The 16,573-nt window shown below is 65.1% G+C and carries 14 protein-coding genes; 8 read left to right on the forward strand and 6 right to left on the reverse strand.

Annotation, left to right across the window (positions count from 1 at the left end):
- Positions 1-44: 44 nt before the first annotated feature.
- From FYJ28_RS05980 to FYJ28_RS05995, 4 genes are read right to left on the reverse strand one after another with little or no spacing between them, the layout of a single operon-like run.
- Positions 45-842, reverse strand: coding sequence for an ABC transporter permease (locus tag FYJ28_RS05980; protein WP_154578617.1), 798 nt, complete (start codon positions 840-842; stop codon positions 45-47).
- A gap of 10 nt (positions 843-852) precedes the next feature.
- Positions 853-1,779 (reverse strand): ABC transporter permease, encoded by a 927-nt coding sequence (locus FYJ28_RS05985; protein ID WP_154578618.1) that lies wholly within the window; start codon positions 1,777-1,779, stop codon positions 853-855.
- Positions 1,779-2,933 carry an ABC transporter ATP-binding protein gene (locus tag FYJ28_RS05990; RefSeq protein WP_154578619.1) on the reverse strand — a complete coding sequence of 385 codons (1,155 nt, stop codon included), beginning with the start codon at positions 2,931-2,933 and terminating at the stop codon, positions 1,779-1,781. The genes FYJ28_RS05985 and FYJ28_RS05990 overlap by 1 nt, the downstream gene beginning before the upstream one ends.
- Positions 2,934-2,936: 3 nt before the next feature.
- Entirely contained in the window at positions 2,937-4,151 is a 1,215-nt protein-coding gene (locus FYJ28_RS05995; protein ID WP_154578620.1) for an ABC transporter substrate-binding protein, read from the reverse strand.
- Positions 4,152-4,398: 247 nt separating this feature from the next.
- Between FYJ28_RS05995 and FYJ28_RS06000 the strand changes: the two genes are divergently transcribed.
- Genes FYJ28_RS06000 through FYJ28_RS06010 form a run of 3 tightly spaced genes read left to right on the forward strand, consistent with a single transcriptional unit; the run spans position 4,399 to position 7,657 of the window.
- Entirely contained in the window at positions 4,399-4,863 is a 465-nt protein-coding gene (locus FYJ28_RS06000) for an Lrp/AsnC family transcriptional regulator (RefSeq protein WP_154578621.1), read from the forward strand.
- The gene (locus FYJ28_RS06005; RefSeq protein ID WP_154578622.1) at positions 4,860-6,272 is read left to right on the forward strand and encodes an aspartate aminotransferase family protein; all 1,413 of its coding nucleotides are present in this window, start codon (positions 4,860-4,862) and stop codon (positions 6,270-6,272) included. Before FYJ28_RS06000 ends, FYJ28_RS06005 begins: the two co-directional genes overlap by 4 nt.
- Positions 6,272-7,657, forward strand: coding sequence for an NAD(P)/FAD-dependent oxidoreductase (locus tag FYJ28_RS06010; RefSeq protein ID WP_154578623.1), 1,386 nt, complete (start codon positions 6,272-6,274; stop codon positions 7,655-7,657). Before FYJ28_RS06005 ends, FYJ28_RS06010 begins: the two co-directional genes overlap by 1 nt.
- Before the next feature lie 40 nt (positions 7,658-7,697).
- On the opposite strand, the gene FYJ28_RS06015 is transcribed toward FYJ28_RS06010, so the two are convergent.
- Both FYJ28_RS06015 and FYJ28_RS06020 read right to left on the reverse strand, forming a co-directional pair.
- Positions 7,698-8,009 (reverse strand): cupin domain-containing protein, encoded by a 312-nt coding sequence (locus FYJ28_RS06015; protein WP_055240141.1) that lies wholly within the window; start codon positions 8,007-8,009, stop codon positions 7,698-7,700.
- A gap of 61 nt (positions 8,010-8,070) precedes the next feature.
- On the reverse strand, positions 8,071-9,702 hold the full coding sequence (locus FYJ28_RS06020; RefSeq protein WP_154578624.1) for a PucR family transcriptional regulator: 1,632 nt from the start codon (positions 9,700-9,702) through the stop codon (positions 8,071-8,073).
- Positions 9,703-9,848: 146 nt separating this feature from the next.
- On the opposite strand from FYJ28_RS06020, the gene FYJ28_RS06025 reads away from it, so the two are divergent.
- The 5 genes from FYJ28_RS06025 (at position 9,849) to FYJ28_RS06045 (ending at position 16,519) form a co-directional block, all read left to right on the forward strand.
- Positions 9,849-11,339, forward strand: a complete 1,491-nt coding sequence (locus FYJ28_RS06025; protein ID WP_055240140.1) for a CoA-acylating methylmalonate-semialdehyde dehydrogenase — start codon at positions 9,849-9,851, stop codon at positions 11,337-11,339.
- A gap of 14 nt (positions 11,340-11,353) precedes the next feature.
- Positions 11,354-12,724 (forward strand): aspartate aminotransferase family protein, encoded by a 1,371-nt coding sequence (locus FYJ28_RS06030; RefSeq protein ID WP_154578626.1) that lies wholly within the window; start codon positions 11,354-11,356, stop codon positions 12,722-12,724.
- A gap of 278 nt (positions 12,725-13,002) precedes the next feature.
- The gene (locus tag FYJ28_RS06035; RefSeq protein ID WP_326831542.1) at positions 13,003-14,718 is read left to right on the forward strand and encodes an amidohydrolase; all 1,716 of its coding nucleotides are present in this window, start codon (positions 13,003-13,005) and stop codon (positions 14,716-14,718) included.
- A complete protein-coding gene (locus FYJ28_RS06040; RefSeq protein ID WP_229780293.1) occupies positions 14,715-16,154 on the forward strand; it encodes an NAD(P)/FAD-dependent oxidoreductase in 1,440 nt (479 codons plus the stop codon). The genes FYJ28_RS06035 and FYJ28_RS06040 overlap by 4 nt, the downstream gene beginning before the upstream one ends.
- The gene (locus FYJ28_RS06045) at positions 16,151-16,519 is read left to right on the forward strand and encodes a cupin domain-containing protein (RefSeq protein ID WP_055240138.1); all 369 of its coding nucleotides are present in this window, start codon (positions 16,151-16,153) and stop codon (positions 16,517-16,519) included. The genes FYJ28_RS06040 and FYJ28_RS06045 overlap by 4 nt, the downstream gene beginning before the upstream one ends.
- The last annotated feature ends 54 nt before the right edge of the window (positions 16,520-16,573 follow it).

Here is a 16,573-nt window from a genome sequence, read left to right on the forward strand (position 1 = left end):
GGCGGATGATCCGCCAGGCGCCCTCTTAGTGCCGCGTTCAGTCCCTACCGGGCCGCCAGCATCTTGGCCCGGCGGTGTGCCAGGACCTGTCCGCCGATGACCACCAGCAGGGAAATGATGAACATTGCCGAGCCAATCACGTTGGCCTGCGCCGGGATGCCCCTGGTCGCCGCGACGTAAATGAACTTCGGGAACGTGTCCAGGTTGCCGGAGTTGAAGTTGGTGATGATGAAGTCATCGAAGCTCATGGCGAAGGCCAGCAGTGCCGCAGCCACAATACCGGGCAGCAGCAGCGGGAAAGTGACCCGCCAGAACGCCTGGATGGGCGAGGCGTAAAGGTCCCCGGCTGCTTCCTCCAGCTTGGGGTCGAGGCTCGCAACACGCGCCTTGACCGTCACCACCACAAAGGAAATGCAGAAGATCGAGTGGGCAATGATGACAGTGCCCATTCCCAGCTCAGCGCCGACGTTCAGGAACTGTGCCAGGAGCGAAGCGCCCAGCACCACTTCAGGGGTAGCAAGCGGCAGGAAGATCAGCATGTTCGCCGTCGCGTTGAATTTGAAGCGGTAACGGACCAGCCCGACGGCGATCGCCGTACCCAGCACCGTCGAAATCAGCGTTGCCGCCAGCCCTACCTGCAGGGAATTGCCCAGCGCCTCGCAGACACCGGGGGCCCCGCAGGGGTTCTTCCAGTTATCCAGCGTGAAGCCGCGCCAGGAAAGGTTGGTGCGGCCGGCGTCGTTGAAGGAGAAAGCAAAGACGTAAACGATCGGAACCAGGAGGAAAAGGAAGGCCAGTCCTCCGAACACCGGCACAAGCCAGCGGCGTAGTTTCTGTTTCATGTTTGGTTCCTTACATCAGTTCTTTGGTGCCGAAACGCCGCACGTACAGGATCACCAGGAACAGGATCGCGAGCATCAGCAGGAAGGAAAGCGCCGATGCGCCCGGGTAGTCGACCACGCGGAAGAACCGGGAATCGATGACCTGGCCGATCATGGTGGTGTTCTGGTTGTTGCCCAGCAGGGCAGCATTCACGTAGTCGCCTGTGGCTGGAATGAACGTCAGCAGCGTCCCGGCCATCACACCCGGCAGCGACAACGGGAAGGTGATCTTGCGGAAGGTCGTGATGCCGTTGGCGTATAGGTCGCCGCCGGCCTCGATCAGCCGGGTGTCCAGGCGTTCCAGGTTCGCGTAGATAGGCAGGGTCATAAACGGCAGGAAGTTGTAGGTCAGGCCGCAGATGACGGCGAAGGCCGTGGCGGTGAGCCGGCCGTCCTCGGGCAGCAGGGACACCGCACGCAGGACGGAGACCACCGGTCCTTCATCTGCCAGGATCTGCTTCCAGGCCTGGGTGCGGAGGATGAAGCTGGTGAAGAACGGCGCGATGATAAGCACCAGGAGGATGCCTTTGAGCAGCTTCCGGTCCCGCAGCCGAACGGCCACCAGGTAGGCCATCGGGTAGCCGATAACCAGGGCAGCAACCGTGGCGATCAGCGCGAACCCGAATGAACGGAGCACTGCCGGCCAGTAGTTCTGCAGCACTACTACGTAGTTGCCGAACTCAAGGGCCGGAACGAACTGCCCGACGTCGGCCCCTTCGGGCTTGATGTAGAGCGAAGTTGCCAGCAGGGAGAGCACCGGCATGGCAAAGAAGAGCAGCAGGAAGATGAACCCGGGAAGAATCAGCAGGTAGCCGATCCGTCCGCGGCGCTTGCCGGCTTCCTCTTCTGCAGCGCTGGGCCCGGCGCCGGCGGCCTTGCCTGCGGTGAGGAGCGCCATTACAGGCCGTCCTCTCCGGCGCCGGCCTCCCGGTCCTCACTTCCGCTGAGGCCAAAGGCGTGTTCGGGATCCCAGGCAAGGCGCACCCGGTCACCGTCGTTGAACAGGGCCCCGCCATGGTTCTGCGCAAAGACACCAACGGTGCCGATGCCCTCGGCGTCGACCAGGTATTCGGTGCTGGCCCCCGTGAAGGAAGCATCGAGCACCACCCCGCGGATCGATCCGGGTGCGGCAGCAGCCGTATCCGCTTCCATCCGCAGCTTCTCCGGCCGGATGCCCACCAGGATCTTGCCGGTATGGTCCGTGGCCCGTTCCTTGAGAAGGGTCAGGGAGTTGCCGGCGACGTCGATCTGCAGGTACTCGCCCGCGTCACCGGTGACCGTGGCCTGCATGAGGTTGGACTTGCCCAGGAAGTTCGCGACAAAAGCGGTTCGCGGAAGTTCGTACAGTTCCTGCGGCGGGCCCATCTGCTCAACCTGGCCGTGGTTCATCACGGCCACGGTGTCCGCCATGGTCATGGCTTCTTCCTGGTCGTGGGTGACGTGGACAAAGGTCAGGCCAACTTCGGTCTGGATCTTCTTCAGTTCCACCTGCATCTGGCGGCGCAGTTTCATGTCCAGCGCACCGAGCGGCTCGTCCAGGAGCAGCACGGCCGGCCGGTTGACGACGGCGCGGGCCAAAGCCACGCGCTGCTGCTGGCCGCCGGACAGCTGGGCAGGACGGCGGGCTGCCAGGTGCGCCAGCTCAACCAGCTCCAGTGCCTCCTTGGCCTGGGCCTCGGCATCGCGGATCTTGCGGCGCTTGAGCCCAAAGGCAACGTTGTCCAGCACGCTCATGTGCGGGAACAGCGCGTAGTTCTGGAAAACCGTGTTGACCGGACGCTGGTAAGGGCTGGTGCCGGTGATGTCCTTGCCCCCGATGGAAATGCTGCCTGCCGTGGGCTGTTCCAGGCCGGCGATCATCCGCAGCGTGGTGGTCTTGCCGCAGCCGGAGGGGCCAAGCAGGGCGAAGAAGGAGCCGGAGGGGATTACCAGGTCCAGGTTATCCACGGCAGTGAATTCGGTGAACCGTTTTGTGACGCCGGAAAGGACGAGGTCTGCTCCGGAGCCCTGCTCGGCGGCGCCTGATGCCCGGGAAAGTTCGGTGGTGCTCATCTATCAGTTTCCGATCGCAGTCTGGAACCGGTCGTTGAAATCGGTCTCTTCGTCGGGGCTCAGCGTGCGGATCACGTGGGCGTTGGCCAGGTACTCGTCCGTGGGGAAGATCAGCGGGTTCTCGACGAGTTCGGGGTCGATGGCCTCCATAGCTTCCCGTGCTCCTTCAACCGGGCAGATGTAGTTCACGTAGGCTGCGACGGTTGCGGCATTGACCGGGTCATAGTAGTAGTCCATGAGCTTCTCGGCGTTGGACTTATGTGTCGCTCCGATCGGGACCAGCAGGTTGTCCGACCACAGCGTGCCGCCGGCTTCGGGCAGCGCGAACTCCCATTTGTCGCCCTCTTCGAAGTTCAGCTGGGTGATGTCGCCGGACCAGCCGATAACCGCCAGGGCGTCACCTGAAATCAGGTCTTCCTTGTAGGAGTTGCCCTTGACCTGGCGGATCTGGCCGTCCGCGATCTGCTTGGACAGGACGTCCAGGGCGTTCTCGAACTCATCCTCGCCCCAGTCACCGGTGATATCCACGCCCTGATCCATCATGAGCAGGCCCATGGTGTCCAGCATCTCGTCGAGGACCTCCACACGGCCCTTGAGCTCGGGCTGCCAAAGATCGGACACGGACTTCAGGCCCTTGGGGAAAGCTTCCTTGTTCCATACGATCCCGCCAAAGCCGGACTGCCAGGTGAGGGAGTGCTTGCGTCCCGGATCAAAGTCCACGTTCTGCAGGCCGGTCAGCAGGTTCTTGGAGTTGGGGATGTTGTCCAGGTTCAGTTCCTGGGTGTAGCCCAGGCGGATCATGCGCCCTGCCATCCAGTCGGTGAGGGTAATGATGTCCTGGCCGATGTCCTGGCCGGCGGAGAGCTGTCCCTGCACCTTGCCGAAGTATGAATCGTTGCCGTCCACGTCTTCGGAGTAGTTCGCCTTGATCCCGGTGGCTTCGCTGAACGCCTCCAGCGAGGGGTACTTCCGGGTTGAGTCGTCGTAGTCCAGGTAGAGGGTCCAGTTGGCCCAGTTCACGATCTTGTCAGTGTCTGAAACGTCAGCTGCGGGGCTCGGCTTCGAGGACGAACCACCGCTGGTTCCGCCTCCGGTTCCGCAGGCCGCAAGCATGCCTGCAACGGAAAGCCCACCGGCCCCCATGAGCAGCTTCCGCCGGGACAGCTGGGCGTTGACGATACTCCGTAGCATCGGATCGTTCACGGGGCGCTTCGACATAAGGGGCTCCTTGCTGGCACTACTTCACTGCGGACGGGTGTTGATGATTGATAGTGCCAGACCGAAATCCGTTGCGACAAGGTTTTCGTTGTAAAAGTTTTGTTACACAACGGTTTCCAAATGAATATGACAAGATCAGCACGCTTTCCGTTCCGAAAAGCCTTGATTTCACACGAAATAAAAGATTGAATTGCTACCACTCACGCAGTCTGAGCTCTCGAATCCGCACCTGGAGGTGGCGCAAACCATGGAATCCGCTTCTGGGAACCATTCCGTCGACGACATCTCCAAGGCGATCATTGAGCAGCTTCAGGAAGACGGACGCCGTTCCTACGCCGCGATCGGAAAGGCCGTGGGCCTTTCCGAAGCGGCAGTCCGGCAGCGGGTCCAAAAACTGACAGACAGCGGCGTCATGCAGATCGTTGCGGTGACCGATCCCCTGCAGCTGGGCTTCCCCCGGCAGGCGATGCTGGGCATCCGCGTGAACGATGACGTCCTTGCGGTAGCCGACCGGATCTCAGCAATTGATCAGGTGGACTACTGCGTGGTGACTGCCGGCTCGTTCGATCTGCTGGCCGAAGTGGTGTGCGAAAACGACCAGGACCTGATGCTGCTGGTCAACCGGTTCCGCAGCATCCCCGGAGTTTCAACCACCGAAACCTTTATGTACCTCTCCCTGCGCAAGCAGGCCTACAACTGGGGCACCAGATGACCGAAACAACTGTCCAGCCTTCAACTTCTTCGTCAACAACGCCGCGCGGAACGGACCGCCAGCAGGCGGCACGTGACCACCTGTGGATGCACATGGCCCGCCACTCGGGAACGGCCGCCGGTGGAAATGTACCGATTATTACGCGCGGCAAAGGCCATCACATTTATGACGACCGCGGCCATGAACTGATTGACGGCCTGGCCGGGCTGTTCACCGTGCAGGTCGGCCACGGCCGGGAAGAACTGGCCGAGGCTGCTGCCCGCCAGGCCCGTGAGCTGAGCTTCATGCCGCTTTGGTCCTACGCCCATCCGCCGGCCATCGACCTCGCTGAGCGCCTCGCGGCCGGAGCCCCCGGCGACCTGAACCGCGTCTTCTTCACTTCCGGCGGCGGCGACTCCGTCGAGTCCGCGTGGAAGCTCGCGAAGCAGTACTTCAAGCTGACCGGCCGGCCCACCAAGCACAAGGTCATTTCCCGCGCCGTCGCTTACCACGGCACTCCCCAGGGAGCCTTGTCCATCACCGGCATCCCGGACATGAAGTCCGCCTTCGAGCCGCTGGTCCCGGGCGCTTTCCGCGTCCCGAACACTAACCAGTACCGCGCACCTGCCGGTCTGGAGGACCCGGAGGCCTTCGGCCGCTGGGCCGCCGACCGCATCGGCGAAGCCATTGAATTCGAGGGGCCGGACACTGTCGCCGCTGTCTTCCTCGAGCCGGTGCAGAACTCCGGCGGCTGCTTCCCGCCGCCCCCCGGATACTTCAAGCGTGTGCGCGAAATCTGCGACCAGTACGACGTACTGCTGGTCTCGGACGAAACGATCTGCGCCTTTGGCCGTGTTGGCTCGATGTTTGCCTCGACCGACTTCGACTACGTACCTGACATCATCACCTGCGCCAAGGGCATCACCAGCGGCTATGCGCCGCTGGGTGCGATGATCGCTTCCGACCGGCTGTTCGAACCGTTCGCCAAGGGCGACACCACGTTCTACCACGGCTACACCTTCGGCGGGCACCCGGTCTCCGCCGCTGTCGCCATGGCGAACCTGGACATCTTCGAAGCCGAAGATCTCAACAACCGTGTGAAGACCAATGCACCCGCTTTCCGCGCCACCCTGGAAAAGCTCAAGGACCTGCCGATTGTGGGCGATGTCCGCGGCGCCGGCTACTTCTACGGGATCGAACTGGTCAAGGACAAGGCAACCAAGGAGACCTTCTCCGCCGACGAGTCCGAGCGCCTGCTGCGCGGTTACATTTCAACCGCACTCTACGACGCCGGCCTCTACTGCCGCGCTGACGACCGGGGGGACCCCGTCATCCAGCTGGCACCGCCGCTGACGATCGGGCAGCCCGAGTTCGACCAGATTGAGTCCATCCTGCGCTCTGTCCTTACGGAAGGCCTGAACCACCTCTGATGAGCATCTCCACAGCCCCGGTAAACGGCAATGTTTCCTTCTGGTACGCGGACACGGGTGTTCCTGAACCCCGTCCCGGCCTGGATGGGAACCGCGAGGCGGACGTCGCCGTCGTGGGTGCCGGTTACACGGGGCTGTGGACTGCCTACTACCTGAAGAAGGCCCGGCCGGACCTGTCCGTGGTGGTGCTCGAATCCCGCTTCGCGGGGTTCGGCGCCTCCGGGCGGAACGGCGGGTGGCTGACGAATTCGATCACCGGCGGGCGCAGCCAGTACGTGAAGTCACACGGCCGCGCCGTCGTGGGGCGGTTCCAGGAACTGCTCAACGAGACCGTGGACGAAGTTATCGCGGTGGCAGCTGCCGAGGGCATCGACGCTGCGATGGCCAAGGGCGGGGAACTGAACGTGGCCCGCAACGAGGCGCAGCTGGGCCGCCTGCGGGCGTGGGCGGAAGACGAAGCCGCCTGGCCGGAGGCAGGGACCCGCCTGCTCGACGCCGCCGGGACCGCTGAGCGGATTCACGTTGCCGGCGCGCTGGGCAGCATCCATCATCCGCACTGTGCCCGGATCCATCCTGCCCGCCTGGTGCGCGGTCTGGCTGCCGCCGTCGAACGCCTTGGCGTTCCCATTTATGAGGGCACAACCGTGACGGACATCCAGCCCGGACGCGCCGTGACCGACCGCGGGACCGTCAGTGCGAAGTACATCCTCCGTGCCACTGAGGGTTTCACCGCCAACCTGCGCGGCCACCACCGGGAATGGCTCCCGATGAACTCCTCCATGATCGCCACGGAGCCGCTCCCGGACGCGGTCTGGCAGCAGATCGGCTGGAACTCGATGGACACCGTCGCGGACATGGCCCATGCCTATATGTATGCGCAGCGGACGGCAGACGGCCGGATTGCGCTGGGCGGACGCGGGGTGCCCTACCGCTTTGGTTCCCGCACGGATACCGACGGCGCCACGCAGCCGGAGACCATTGCCAGCCTCACGGCGCTGCTGCAGGACATGTTCCCTGCCGCTGCCGACGCCCGGATTGAGCATGCCTGGGCCGGGGTGCTGGGTGTTCCGCGTGACTGGAAGGCCACCGCTGGTCTGGACCCGAAGACCGGACTGGGCTGGGCCGGAGGCTACGTGGGCACCGGCGTAGCGGCTACGAACCTGGCTGCCCGCACCCTGCGCGACCTGATCCTTGACCCCGGCAGCGAGCTGACCGCCATGCCGTGGGTCAACCGCAGGGTCCGCAAATGGGAACCGGAACCACTGCGCTGGATTGCCGTGAAGGCCATGTACGCGGCGTACTACGCTGCGGACCGCGCTGAGCGCAACGGCCGGAGCACGACGTCGCCCATCGCCAAGGCAGCAAACCTGGTCTCCGGGCGCTAGGGCGCCGGCTGCCAGCCTGCACCTTTACGCGTTCTGAGTCTTAGCCCTGAGGCTTCAGCTCAATCTCCACGAAGGCGAACTCGGTATCCGTCTTGTTGATGACGTTGTGTTCGCTGCCTGCCTCGCGGGCGTAGGACTCCCCAACCACCAGATCCCGCGTTGCCTGGCCTTCGGCAGTCTCATAACTCATGTGCCCCGCAACGGTCGGAACCACCACATAGTCCAGCTCGTGCCGGTGCCAGCTGGTCTGGGTCCCCGGAGGAAACCGCCATTCCGTGACCCGAACGCGGTCATTATCGATCTGCACGGTGGCAACGGCCTGCCCGTAGTCCAAGGATGATGATGAGGTCATGCGTTGAACCTACCGCGGCAGGGACCTGCTTTGGCTTAGGCGGTCTTTTGTTACCGCATGCTCAGCCTGCCGGGGAAAGCGCCTGGAGCTGGCGCAGCAGCACCGCCACATGCAGTGACGTCCGGGACTCGGGATCATCCAGCGATACCCCCAGACGGGACTCAAGCTTCTGCAGCCGGGAGTAAAGCGTGGGACGGCTGAGGTAGCCGGTCCGGGCCAGTGAAGTCTTGTTGCCGCCGCATTCAAGGAAGCGCTGCAGCAGGGCCAGATCCTCCTCCGCCTCAAGTCCCCGCAGTTCCGCCTCCGCAAAAGAGACAGCCCTGGGATCCTCGCGCAGCAGCGCCAGGAGTCCGCGCAGGCGCACGTCCGTGGATCGGAAATAGCGGTTGGCCCCCGCACTGAGTGTGCTGGCTGTCTGCGCTACATGGGCAGCCTCATCCAGACCGGCAGCAGCGTCGGCCAGGCGGGTCCGCGCCCGTCCCACTCCGGCAGTCCACACCAGTTCCCCCGGCGCCGTTCGGGAAGCAAGGTCACCGCAGATCCGCTCCAGCATCCCGTCCTCCAGCATCCGTGCCGGCAACGCCAGCAGAACTGCCACCTGCCCGGTCTGCAGCGCTGCAGCGAGCGCACTGTTCCGGGTCGCTGCCAATACGGCGTCGAGCCCTTCAAGCAGTGCCCGTTCCTTGCGCTGCATGGACATCGGGTCTTTGGCGGACCCTGAATCCAGGTGCAGCACCAGGGGCAGGTACGCCGGGGACGGCTTGAGGCCCAGTGCTGATGCCCGGGTTAGCGCCTCGTCCTCATCCTGCGAGCGGGAACTGCGCAGCTCATGGATCAGTCCGGCCTGTGCCTGCTGGGCCAGCCCGGCCTGGTCCCGCTCCGCGAGCCGGTTGATGGACAGGGCCTGCCCGGCACGCTCCAGGACCATTGCCGCTTCCGAGGCCTCCCCGGGAGCCCGGGGCACTCCGGGAAGCACGAGCCTGCCCCACTGCGTACTGCCCAGGCCAACGGGTGTCTGCAGCCAGCGCTCATCTCCGGCTACCCGGGTTTCCGGGGATACATGCACCGCCCGCGAACGGCGCTGCCAGTCCTGCAGCAGTTCCTGTGCCGCCATGGCTCCCGCGGCGAAGGCCACCACAAGGTGCGAGCTGTCCTCCAGCACCACGGGCGCGTCCAGCAGCTGCGCGGTCCGGTCCACAATCTCCTGAACCCCGGCGCTCTGCAGGCTCAGCATGGTGAAGACTTCATGCACCTGCCGGGCCTTTTCCACCTGTTCCAGCTGGCTGGCCACGATCCGCCGGTGCACCACTTCGGTGACTTCCACGAAGCGGACAGTGCGGTGCAGCCGGACCACCGGGAGGGCCGTAGAGGAACCCTCCGCTGCCAGCCGGGCACCGGTTTCCAGAGCGGCGGCGGCTTCCGGACGGTCCGGCGGGATTTCGACGACGACGCCTGCCGCCCCGGCTGTCTGGAGACCGCTGAGGTACTCGGCCGCCTGGTCTGCGGACTTTCCAAAGGCCAATCCGGTGGTCAGCACAAGTTCCCCGCCCTCCAGGAGATCGGCGAGGCTCCGGAGCTCGGCCACGTGCACCCAGCGCACCGGTACGTCCAGGGAGTCACCTCCGGTGAGGATCTCAGGCTCCCCTGCCCGGACGACGCCGAGGTCCAGGACGGTACGCAGCTGCAGGCTCATGCCTGGAAGTCTAGGCAGGGAGGATTGCAGTAAGCCAACACTTCGTAAAGATTTCTGGATATTTCCTGACACGTTGGCAATGTCGCGCGGGCAGGCGACTGGGCAGGATGGTGACCAGCCCCTCTACCAGCCACCAAGGAGTACACGTGCAGACCACGAAGCACTGGATCAACGGCGCCTTTACGGCACCGGCCGACACCCGCGTTGCCGATGTGACCAACCCGGCCACCGGCAAGACCACCTCCCAGGTAGCCCTGGCCAGCGAAGAGACCGTCAACGAAGCCGTTGCCGCAGCCGCCGCGGCTTTCCCGGCCTGGCGTGACACGTCCCTGGCCCGCCGCACCCAGATCCTCTTCAACTTCCGCGAACTGCTCAATGCCCGCAAGCCGGAACTGGCAGCGATCATCACGGCCGAGCACGGCAAGGTCCTTGACGACGCCCTCGGCGAAATCAGCCGCGGCCAGGAAGTCGTTGAATTCGCGTGCGGCATCCCGCACCTGCTCAAGGGCGGCTTCACCGAGAACGCCTCCACCAAGGTGGACGTCCACTCCGTCCGCCAGCCCGTTGGCCCGGCGGCGATCATCAGCCCGTTCAACTTCCCGGCCATGGTGCCCATGTGGTTCTTCCCCGTGGCCATCGCCACCGGCAACACCGTAGTGGTCAAGCCCAGCGAAAAGGACCCGACGGCGGTCAACTGGGTTGCCGAGCTGTGGAAGGAAGCCGGCCTGCCGGACGGCGTCTTCAACGTAGTCCACGGCGACAAGGTGGCTGTGGACACCCTGCTGCACCACCCGGACATCAAGTCCGTCTCCTTCGTCGGCTCCACCCCGATCGCCCAGTACGTCTACCGCGAAGGCACCGCCAGCGGCAAGCGCGTCCAGGCGCTCGGCGGCGCCAAGAACCACATGATCGTCCTGCCCGACGCCGACCTTGACCTGGCAGCCGACGCCGCCGTCAATGCCGGGTTCGGTTCCGCAGGCGAGCGCTGCATGGCCATTTCCGCCCTCGTTGCAGTTGGGCCGATCGCGGATGAGCTCGTGGCCAAGATCGCTGAGCGCACCCGCACCCTGCGCATCGGCGACGGCCTGCGCGGCACCGACATGGGCCCGCTGGTTACCTCCGCGCACCGGGACAAGGTCGCAGGCTACATCGACGCCGGCGAAGCCGCAGGCGCCACGGTGGTCCTGGACGGACGCAAGGTGGAGGCCGACGCCGACGGTGAAGGCTTCTTCCTCGGCCCCACCCTGTTCGACAACGTCACCCCCGAGATGTCCATCTACACCGATGAGATCTTCGGCCCGGTGCTCTCAGTGGTCCGCGCCGACAGCTATGACGAGGCCCTGGACCTGATCAACTCCAACCAGTACGGCAACGGCACCGCGATCTTCACCAACGACGGCGGCGCTGCCCGCCGGTTCCAGAACGAGGTCCAGGTGGGCATGGTCGGGATCAACGTCCCGATCCCCGTGCCGATGGCCTACTACTCCTTCGGCGGCTGGAAGAACTCCCTGTTCGGAGACTCCCACGCCCACGGCACCGAGGGTGTGCACTTCTTTACCCGCGGCAAGGTCGTCACCACCCGCTGGCTCGATCCCAGCCACGGCGGCCTGAACCTCGGTTTCCCGCAGAACGCCTAGGCAGAGGAGATCCAATGAGCACCACCGCCGAATCGGCAGTCACCGAAGAAGAGCTGGCAGCAGGACGCCGGGCCTACGAGCTGGACCGCAAGCATGTGTTCCACTCCTGGTCCGCGCAGAAACAGATCACCCCGATGACAATCACCCGGGCCGAAGGGTCCTTCGTCTGGGACGGGGAGGGCCGCAAGCTGCTGGACTTCTCCTCGCAGCTGGTCAACACCAACATTGGCCACCAGCACCCGAAGGTCGTCGCGGCCATCCAGGAGCAGGCCGGCAAGCTTTGCACCATTGCTCCGCAGTACGTCAATGACGCCCGTTCAGAGGCTGCGCGCCTGGTCTCGGAGCTCACGCCGGGCAACCTGGACACGGTTTTCTTCACCAACGGCGGAGCGGATGCAATTGAGCACGCCATCCGGATGGCACGCCTGCATACCGGCCGCTACAAGGTCCTCTCCGCCTACCGCTCCTACCACGGCGGCACGGCCCTGGCCGTAAACGTCACGGGAGATCCCCGGCGGATTCCCAACGACTACGGCACCGCCGGAACCGTGCACTTCCACATTCCGTTCCTGTACCGCACCCAGTTCCACGCCACCACGCAGGAAGAGGAAGTCCAGCGGGCGCTGGACCACCTGGAACAGCTGATCCTGCTCGAAGGCGCAGGTGCCTTTGCTGCCCTGGTCCTGGAGTCCATTCCGGGTACCGCGGGCATCATGGTTCCCCCGCCCGGCTACCTGGCCGGTGTCCGGGAGCTGACCCGCAAGTACGGCATCGTGTTCATCGCCGACGAGGTCATGGCCGGCTTCGGGCGGTCCGGCAAGTGGTTCGCCGTGGAGCACGCCGAAGGTGTGGAGCCTGATCTGCTGACCTTCGCCAAGGGCGTGAACTCCGGCTACGTTCCGCTGGGCGGTGTGGCGATCTCGGACGAAATCGCCGCCACGTTTGCGGACTCCGCCTACCCGGGCGGACTGACGTACTCGGGCCACCCCCTGGCCTGCGCCGCGGCCGTGGCCACGATCAACGCCATGCGTGACGAAGGCATGGTGGAGAATGCTGCCCGGCTCGGTGAGACCGTCTTCGGTCCCGCCCTGGCGGAGATGGCCCGCAGGCACGCCAGTGTGGGCGAGGTCCGCGGCACCGGTGCTTTCTGGGCCATTGAGCTCGTCAAGAACCGGGAAACCCGCGAACCGCTGGCACCGTACGGCGGATCCAGCCCGGCCATGAACGAACTAATCGGCGCCTGCAAGGAGCGCGGCCTGCTTCCGTTCGCGAACTTCAACCGCATCCATGTGGTGCCGCCGCTGAACATCACCGAGGAAGAGGCACGCACCGGCCTTGCCGTCCTGGACGAAGTCCTGGACATCGCTGACGGCTTCACGGAGTAACCGCCGAACGTGCCTGATTCAGCGGCGGATTCCCACCGGATTCCGCCGCTGAATCAGTGTGTTCCCCTCATGGCCGGACGGACGAATTCCCGGGGATTTCCGGGTGTTTCACGCTCGTAAACAATCCCGTCAACTTCATCTTCACCGTTGACAACCCCGCTGGCCTCCCGTTTTATAAGAACTGTCTTGACCGATGAATGGCATTCATTTACTGCTGTCCGGTCCGGAATAGCGCTGGGCTAGACCGAAAAGACCCGAAGTGGAATAACGAGGTTTTTGTGCCACAAATCGAGTGGATTCTCCATTCCGGAACGGTCTTCGACGGCCACCGGCTGATTCCGGGAGCCAGCGCCGTGGCGGTCTCCGGCGGCGTCATCTCAGCCGTCGGAACCGATGAAGACCTGCGGGTGCTGGCCGGCCCCTCAACGCAGACCATTGATCTGGCCGGACGGCTGGTCTCCCCCGGTTTCACCGATGCACACATCCATGCCGCCTACGCAGGCGTGGAACGGCTTGGGTGCGACCTGGCCGAACTCAGCGGCGCCGAAGCCTGCCTGCAGCACATTGCCGCCTACGCCCAACTCCCGCCTGCACCCGGAAACGACGCCGGGTGGGTCACCGGCGGCGGCTGGTATAAAGGCGATTTCCCCGGCGGTTACCCCGACCGGCGGCTGCTTGACGGCGTCGTTTCCCACCGGCCGGTTTACCTGATCAACCGTGACCACCACAGCGCCTGGGTCAACACACGCGCGCTTGAACTGGCTGGCATCGATGCCTCAACTCCGGACCCCGCCGACGGCCGGATTGAACGGGACCCGGACGGGTTCCCCACCGGCACCCTGCATGAAGGCGCCATGGACCTCGTTGCCCGGGTGCTGCCTCCCGTCACGGAGGAAATGCTTACCGCCGGAATCCTCCATGCCCAGGAGCACCTCTTCTCCGTTGGCGTCACCGGCTGGCAGGAAGCCATCCTTGGCAGCTACGGCGGCTACCCCGATGCTTCCGCCGCGTACCGTTCAGCGGCCGAAGCCGGCACACTCAAGGGCCGCGCCACCGGCGCACTCTGGGTTCCGCGGGACACGACTGTGGAAACCGTCCCGGACCTGGTCCAGGAGTTTGTGGAGCGCCGCGCAGCAAACGCCGCAGCCGGTTTCAGCACCACCAGCGCCAAGATCATGGTGGACGGGGTCCCCGAGAACTACACCGCCGCCATGCTTGACCCGTACCTGCGCCCCTGTTCCTGTGCAGAGCCCACGCCGGCCGAGGAGCGCGGCCTGCTTTACCTCTCCCCCGAGGTGCTGGCTGCCGTATCCACGGCCCTGGACGCTGCGGGCTTTGACCTGCACATGCACGTGATCGGTGACCGGGCGGTTCGTACCGGACTCGACGCCGTGGCTGCAGCCCGGGCAGCGAACCCCGGTTCCGCCGGACGGCACCATATGGCCCACCTCCAGATCATCCACCCGCAGGACATCGCGCGGTTCGCTGAGCTGGACGTCACCGTCAACGCCCAGGCTCTCTGGGCCTGCAACGATGACCAGATGCAGGAACTGACCGTGCCGCTGCTCGGCGGTGAGCGGGCAGGCTGGCAGTACCCGTTCGCGGACCTGCAGGCCGCCGGCGCCCGGCTGGCCATGGGGTCCGACTGGCCGGTCTCCACGCCGGACCCCTGGCAGGCCATCCATGTGGCGGTCAACCGGGCACATCCGGATTATCCGGATGCCGCGCCGCTGCTTCCCGGGCAGTCGCTTGCCCTGGGCAGCGCACTGGCGGCCTACACCTCGGGATCGGCCTGGCTGAACCGTGCCGCGGGAGGCACTTTGACTCCCGGCGCCCCGGCTGACCTCGTGGTGCACTCAGTCAACCCCTTCGACCTTCCCCCGGCTGCCCTGTCCACCGTGCAGAGCGACGTTGTCATGTTGGCCGGAGAACCCGTTTATGCCCGTTCCAGCGCCGGCTCCGGTGCAGCAGTACTCCAGAGGACCACCACATGATGACCGTTTACGACCTCGCTGAATCCCAGTTCAGCCGTCCCCGCGCTGCCAAGGCCCTGGCCGGTGCCGCCCGCACGGCCTACTGGCTGGATGATCCGGAACGCCCGGAGGCCCTCCCTGCCCTGGCCGGGAACACTTCCGCGGACCTCGCCGTCGTGGGCGGCGGCTACACCGGGCTGTGGACGGCGCTGATGGCGAAGGAACGTGATCCCGGCCGCCGGGTGGTGCTGCTGGAAGGCTCCCGCATTGCCTGGGCTGCTTCGGGCCGCAACGGTGGTTTCTGCGAAGCTTCCCTGACCCACGGTGAAGCCAACGGACTCAAACACCTGCCCGGAGAGGCTGCGCAGCTGGACCGGCTGGGCCGTGAAAACCTGCGCGAAATCGCCGAGACGGTCCAGCGGTACGGCATTGACTGCGGCTTTGAACTCACCGGGAGCCTCTCCGTCGCCACGGAACAGCACCAGGTCGACTGGCTGGCTGAGGAAGCGGACGAGTCGAACCCCGACCTTGTTTTCCTCGACCGTGACGCCGTGCGGAAGGAAGTTGATTCCCCGCTCTACCTCGCCGGCCTGTGGGACCGGACCAGCACTGCCATGCTCAACCCTGCCCGCCTCGCGTGGGGCCTGCAGCGCGCCGCACTGGCGGCCGGCGTCGAAATCTATGAGAACACGCCCGTGCGCGGCCTCGAAAACGCCGGCCGGACCGTGCAGCTGAAGACCGACGGCGGTACGGTCACCGCTGAGCGCGTGGCGCTGGCAACGAATGTGTTCCCGTCCCTGCTCAAGCGCACCCGGCTGCACACCGTGCCGGTCTACGACTACGCACTCATGACTGAGCCCCTTACGCCCGGGCAGCTGGCCGCCATTGGCTGGTACAACCGCCAGGGACTCAGCGACCTGAACAACCGGTTCCACTACTACCGGCTCACCACGGACCGTGACGGCGCGTCCCGCATCCTTTTCGGCGGCTATGACGCGGTGTACAACTTCGGACGGACCATGAAGCCGGAGTATGAACACCGGCAGGCCACGTACGAGCGGCTGGCCGCACATTTCGCTGCCACCTTCCCCCAGCTCGCCGACATGCGCTTCAGCCATGCGTGGGGCGGAGCGATCGACACCTGCAGCAGGTTCTTCGCGTTCTTCAGCACCGCCTACGGCAACAAGGTGGCCTACTCCGCAGGCTACACAGGCCTGGGGGTCGGAGCCACACGCTTCGGCGCCAACGTCATGCTGGACCTGCTCTCGGGTGAGAAGACAGAACGGACGGAACTCCAGATGGTCAAAAGCAAACCCCTGCCCTTCCCGCCGGAGCCCGTCGCCTGGCTGGGAGTCAAGATCACAACCGCAGCCATGGTCCGTTCGGACCGCAGGCAGGGCCGCCGCGGGCCCTGGCTCAAGGCAATGGACGCCGTGGGAATGGGATTCGACTCATGAGCACCACAACGCAGCTTCCCGCCGGAACCGCCGTCCACCCGGACAGCCTGGAACTTGTACACGAAACCGTTCCTGCCGAAGCCGTGGCCTCCGGCTCCCCCACCACCGGGCTGTATCCGCTGGGGAGTTTCGCCGGCGTGGACCTGGGCGTCTGGGAAATGACCGAAGGCGGGATGTACGACACCGAGGCCGACGAAGTCTTCCTGGTGCTCTCCGGCTCAGCAACCGTGGATTTCCTTGCCCGGGACGGTTCCGTTGAAAGCACGGCTGAACTCGTCCCCCACACCCTGATGCGTCTGGCCGCCGGGACCCGTACCCGCTGGACCGTCACCAGACCGCTCCGGAAGGTGTACCTGACCGCCTAGCAGCACGCCCGCCGGACCACCCCGAACCGTCTTCCCCTCACTTTCACGGAGTTT

Source organism: Arthrobacter sp. BL-252-APC-1A (assembly GCF_009696625.1).
Taxonomy (GTDB): domain Bacteria; phylum Actinomycetota; class Actinomycetes; order Actinomycetales; family Micrococcaceae; genus Arthrobacter_B.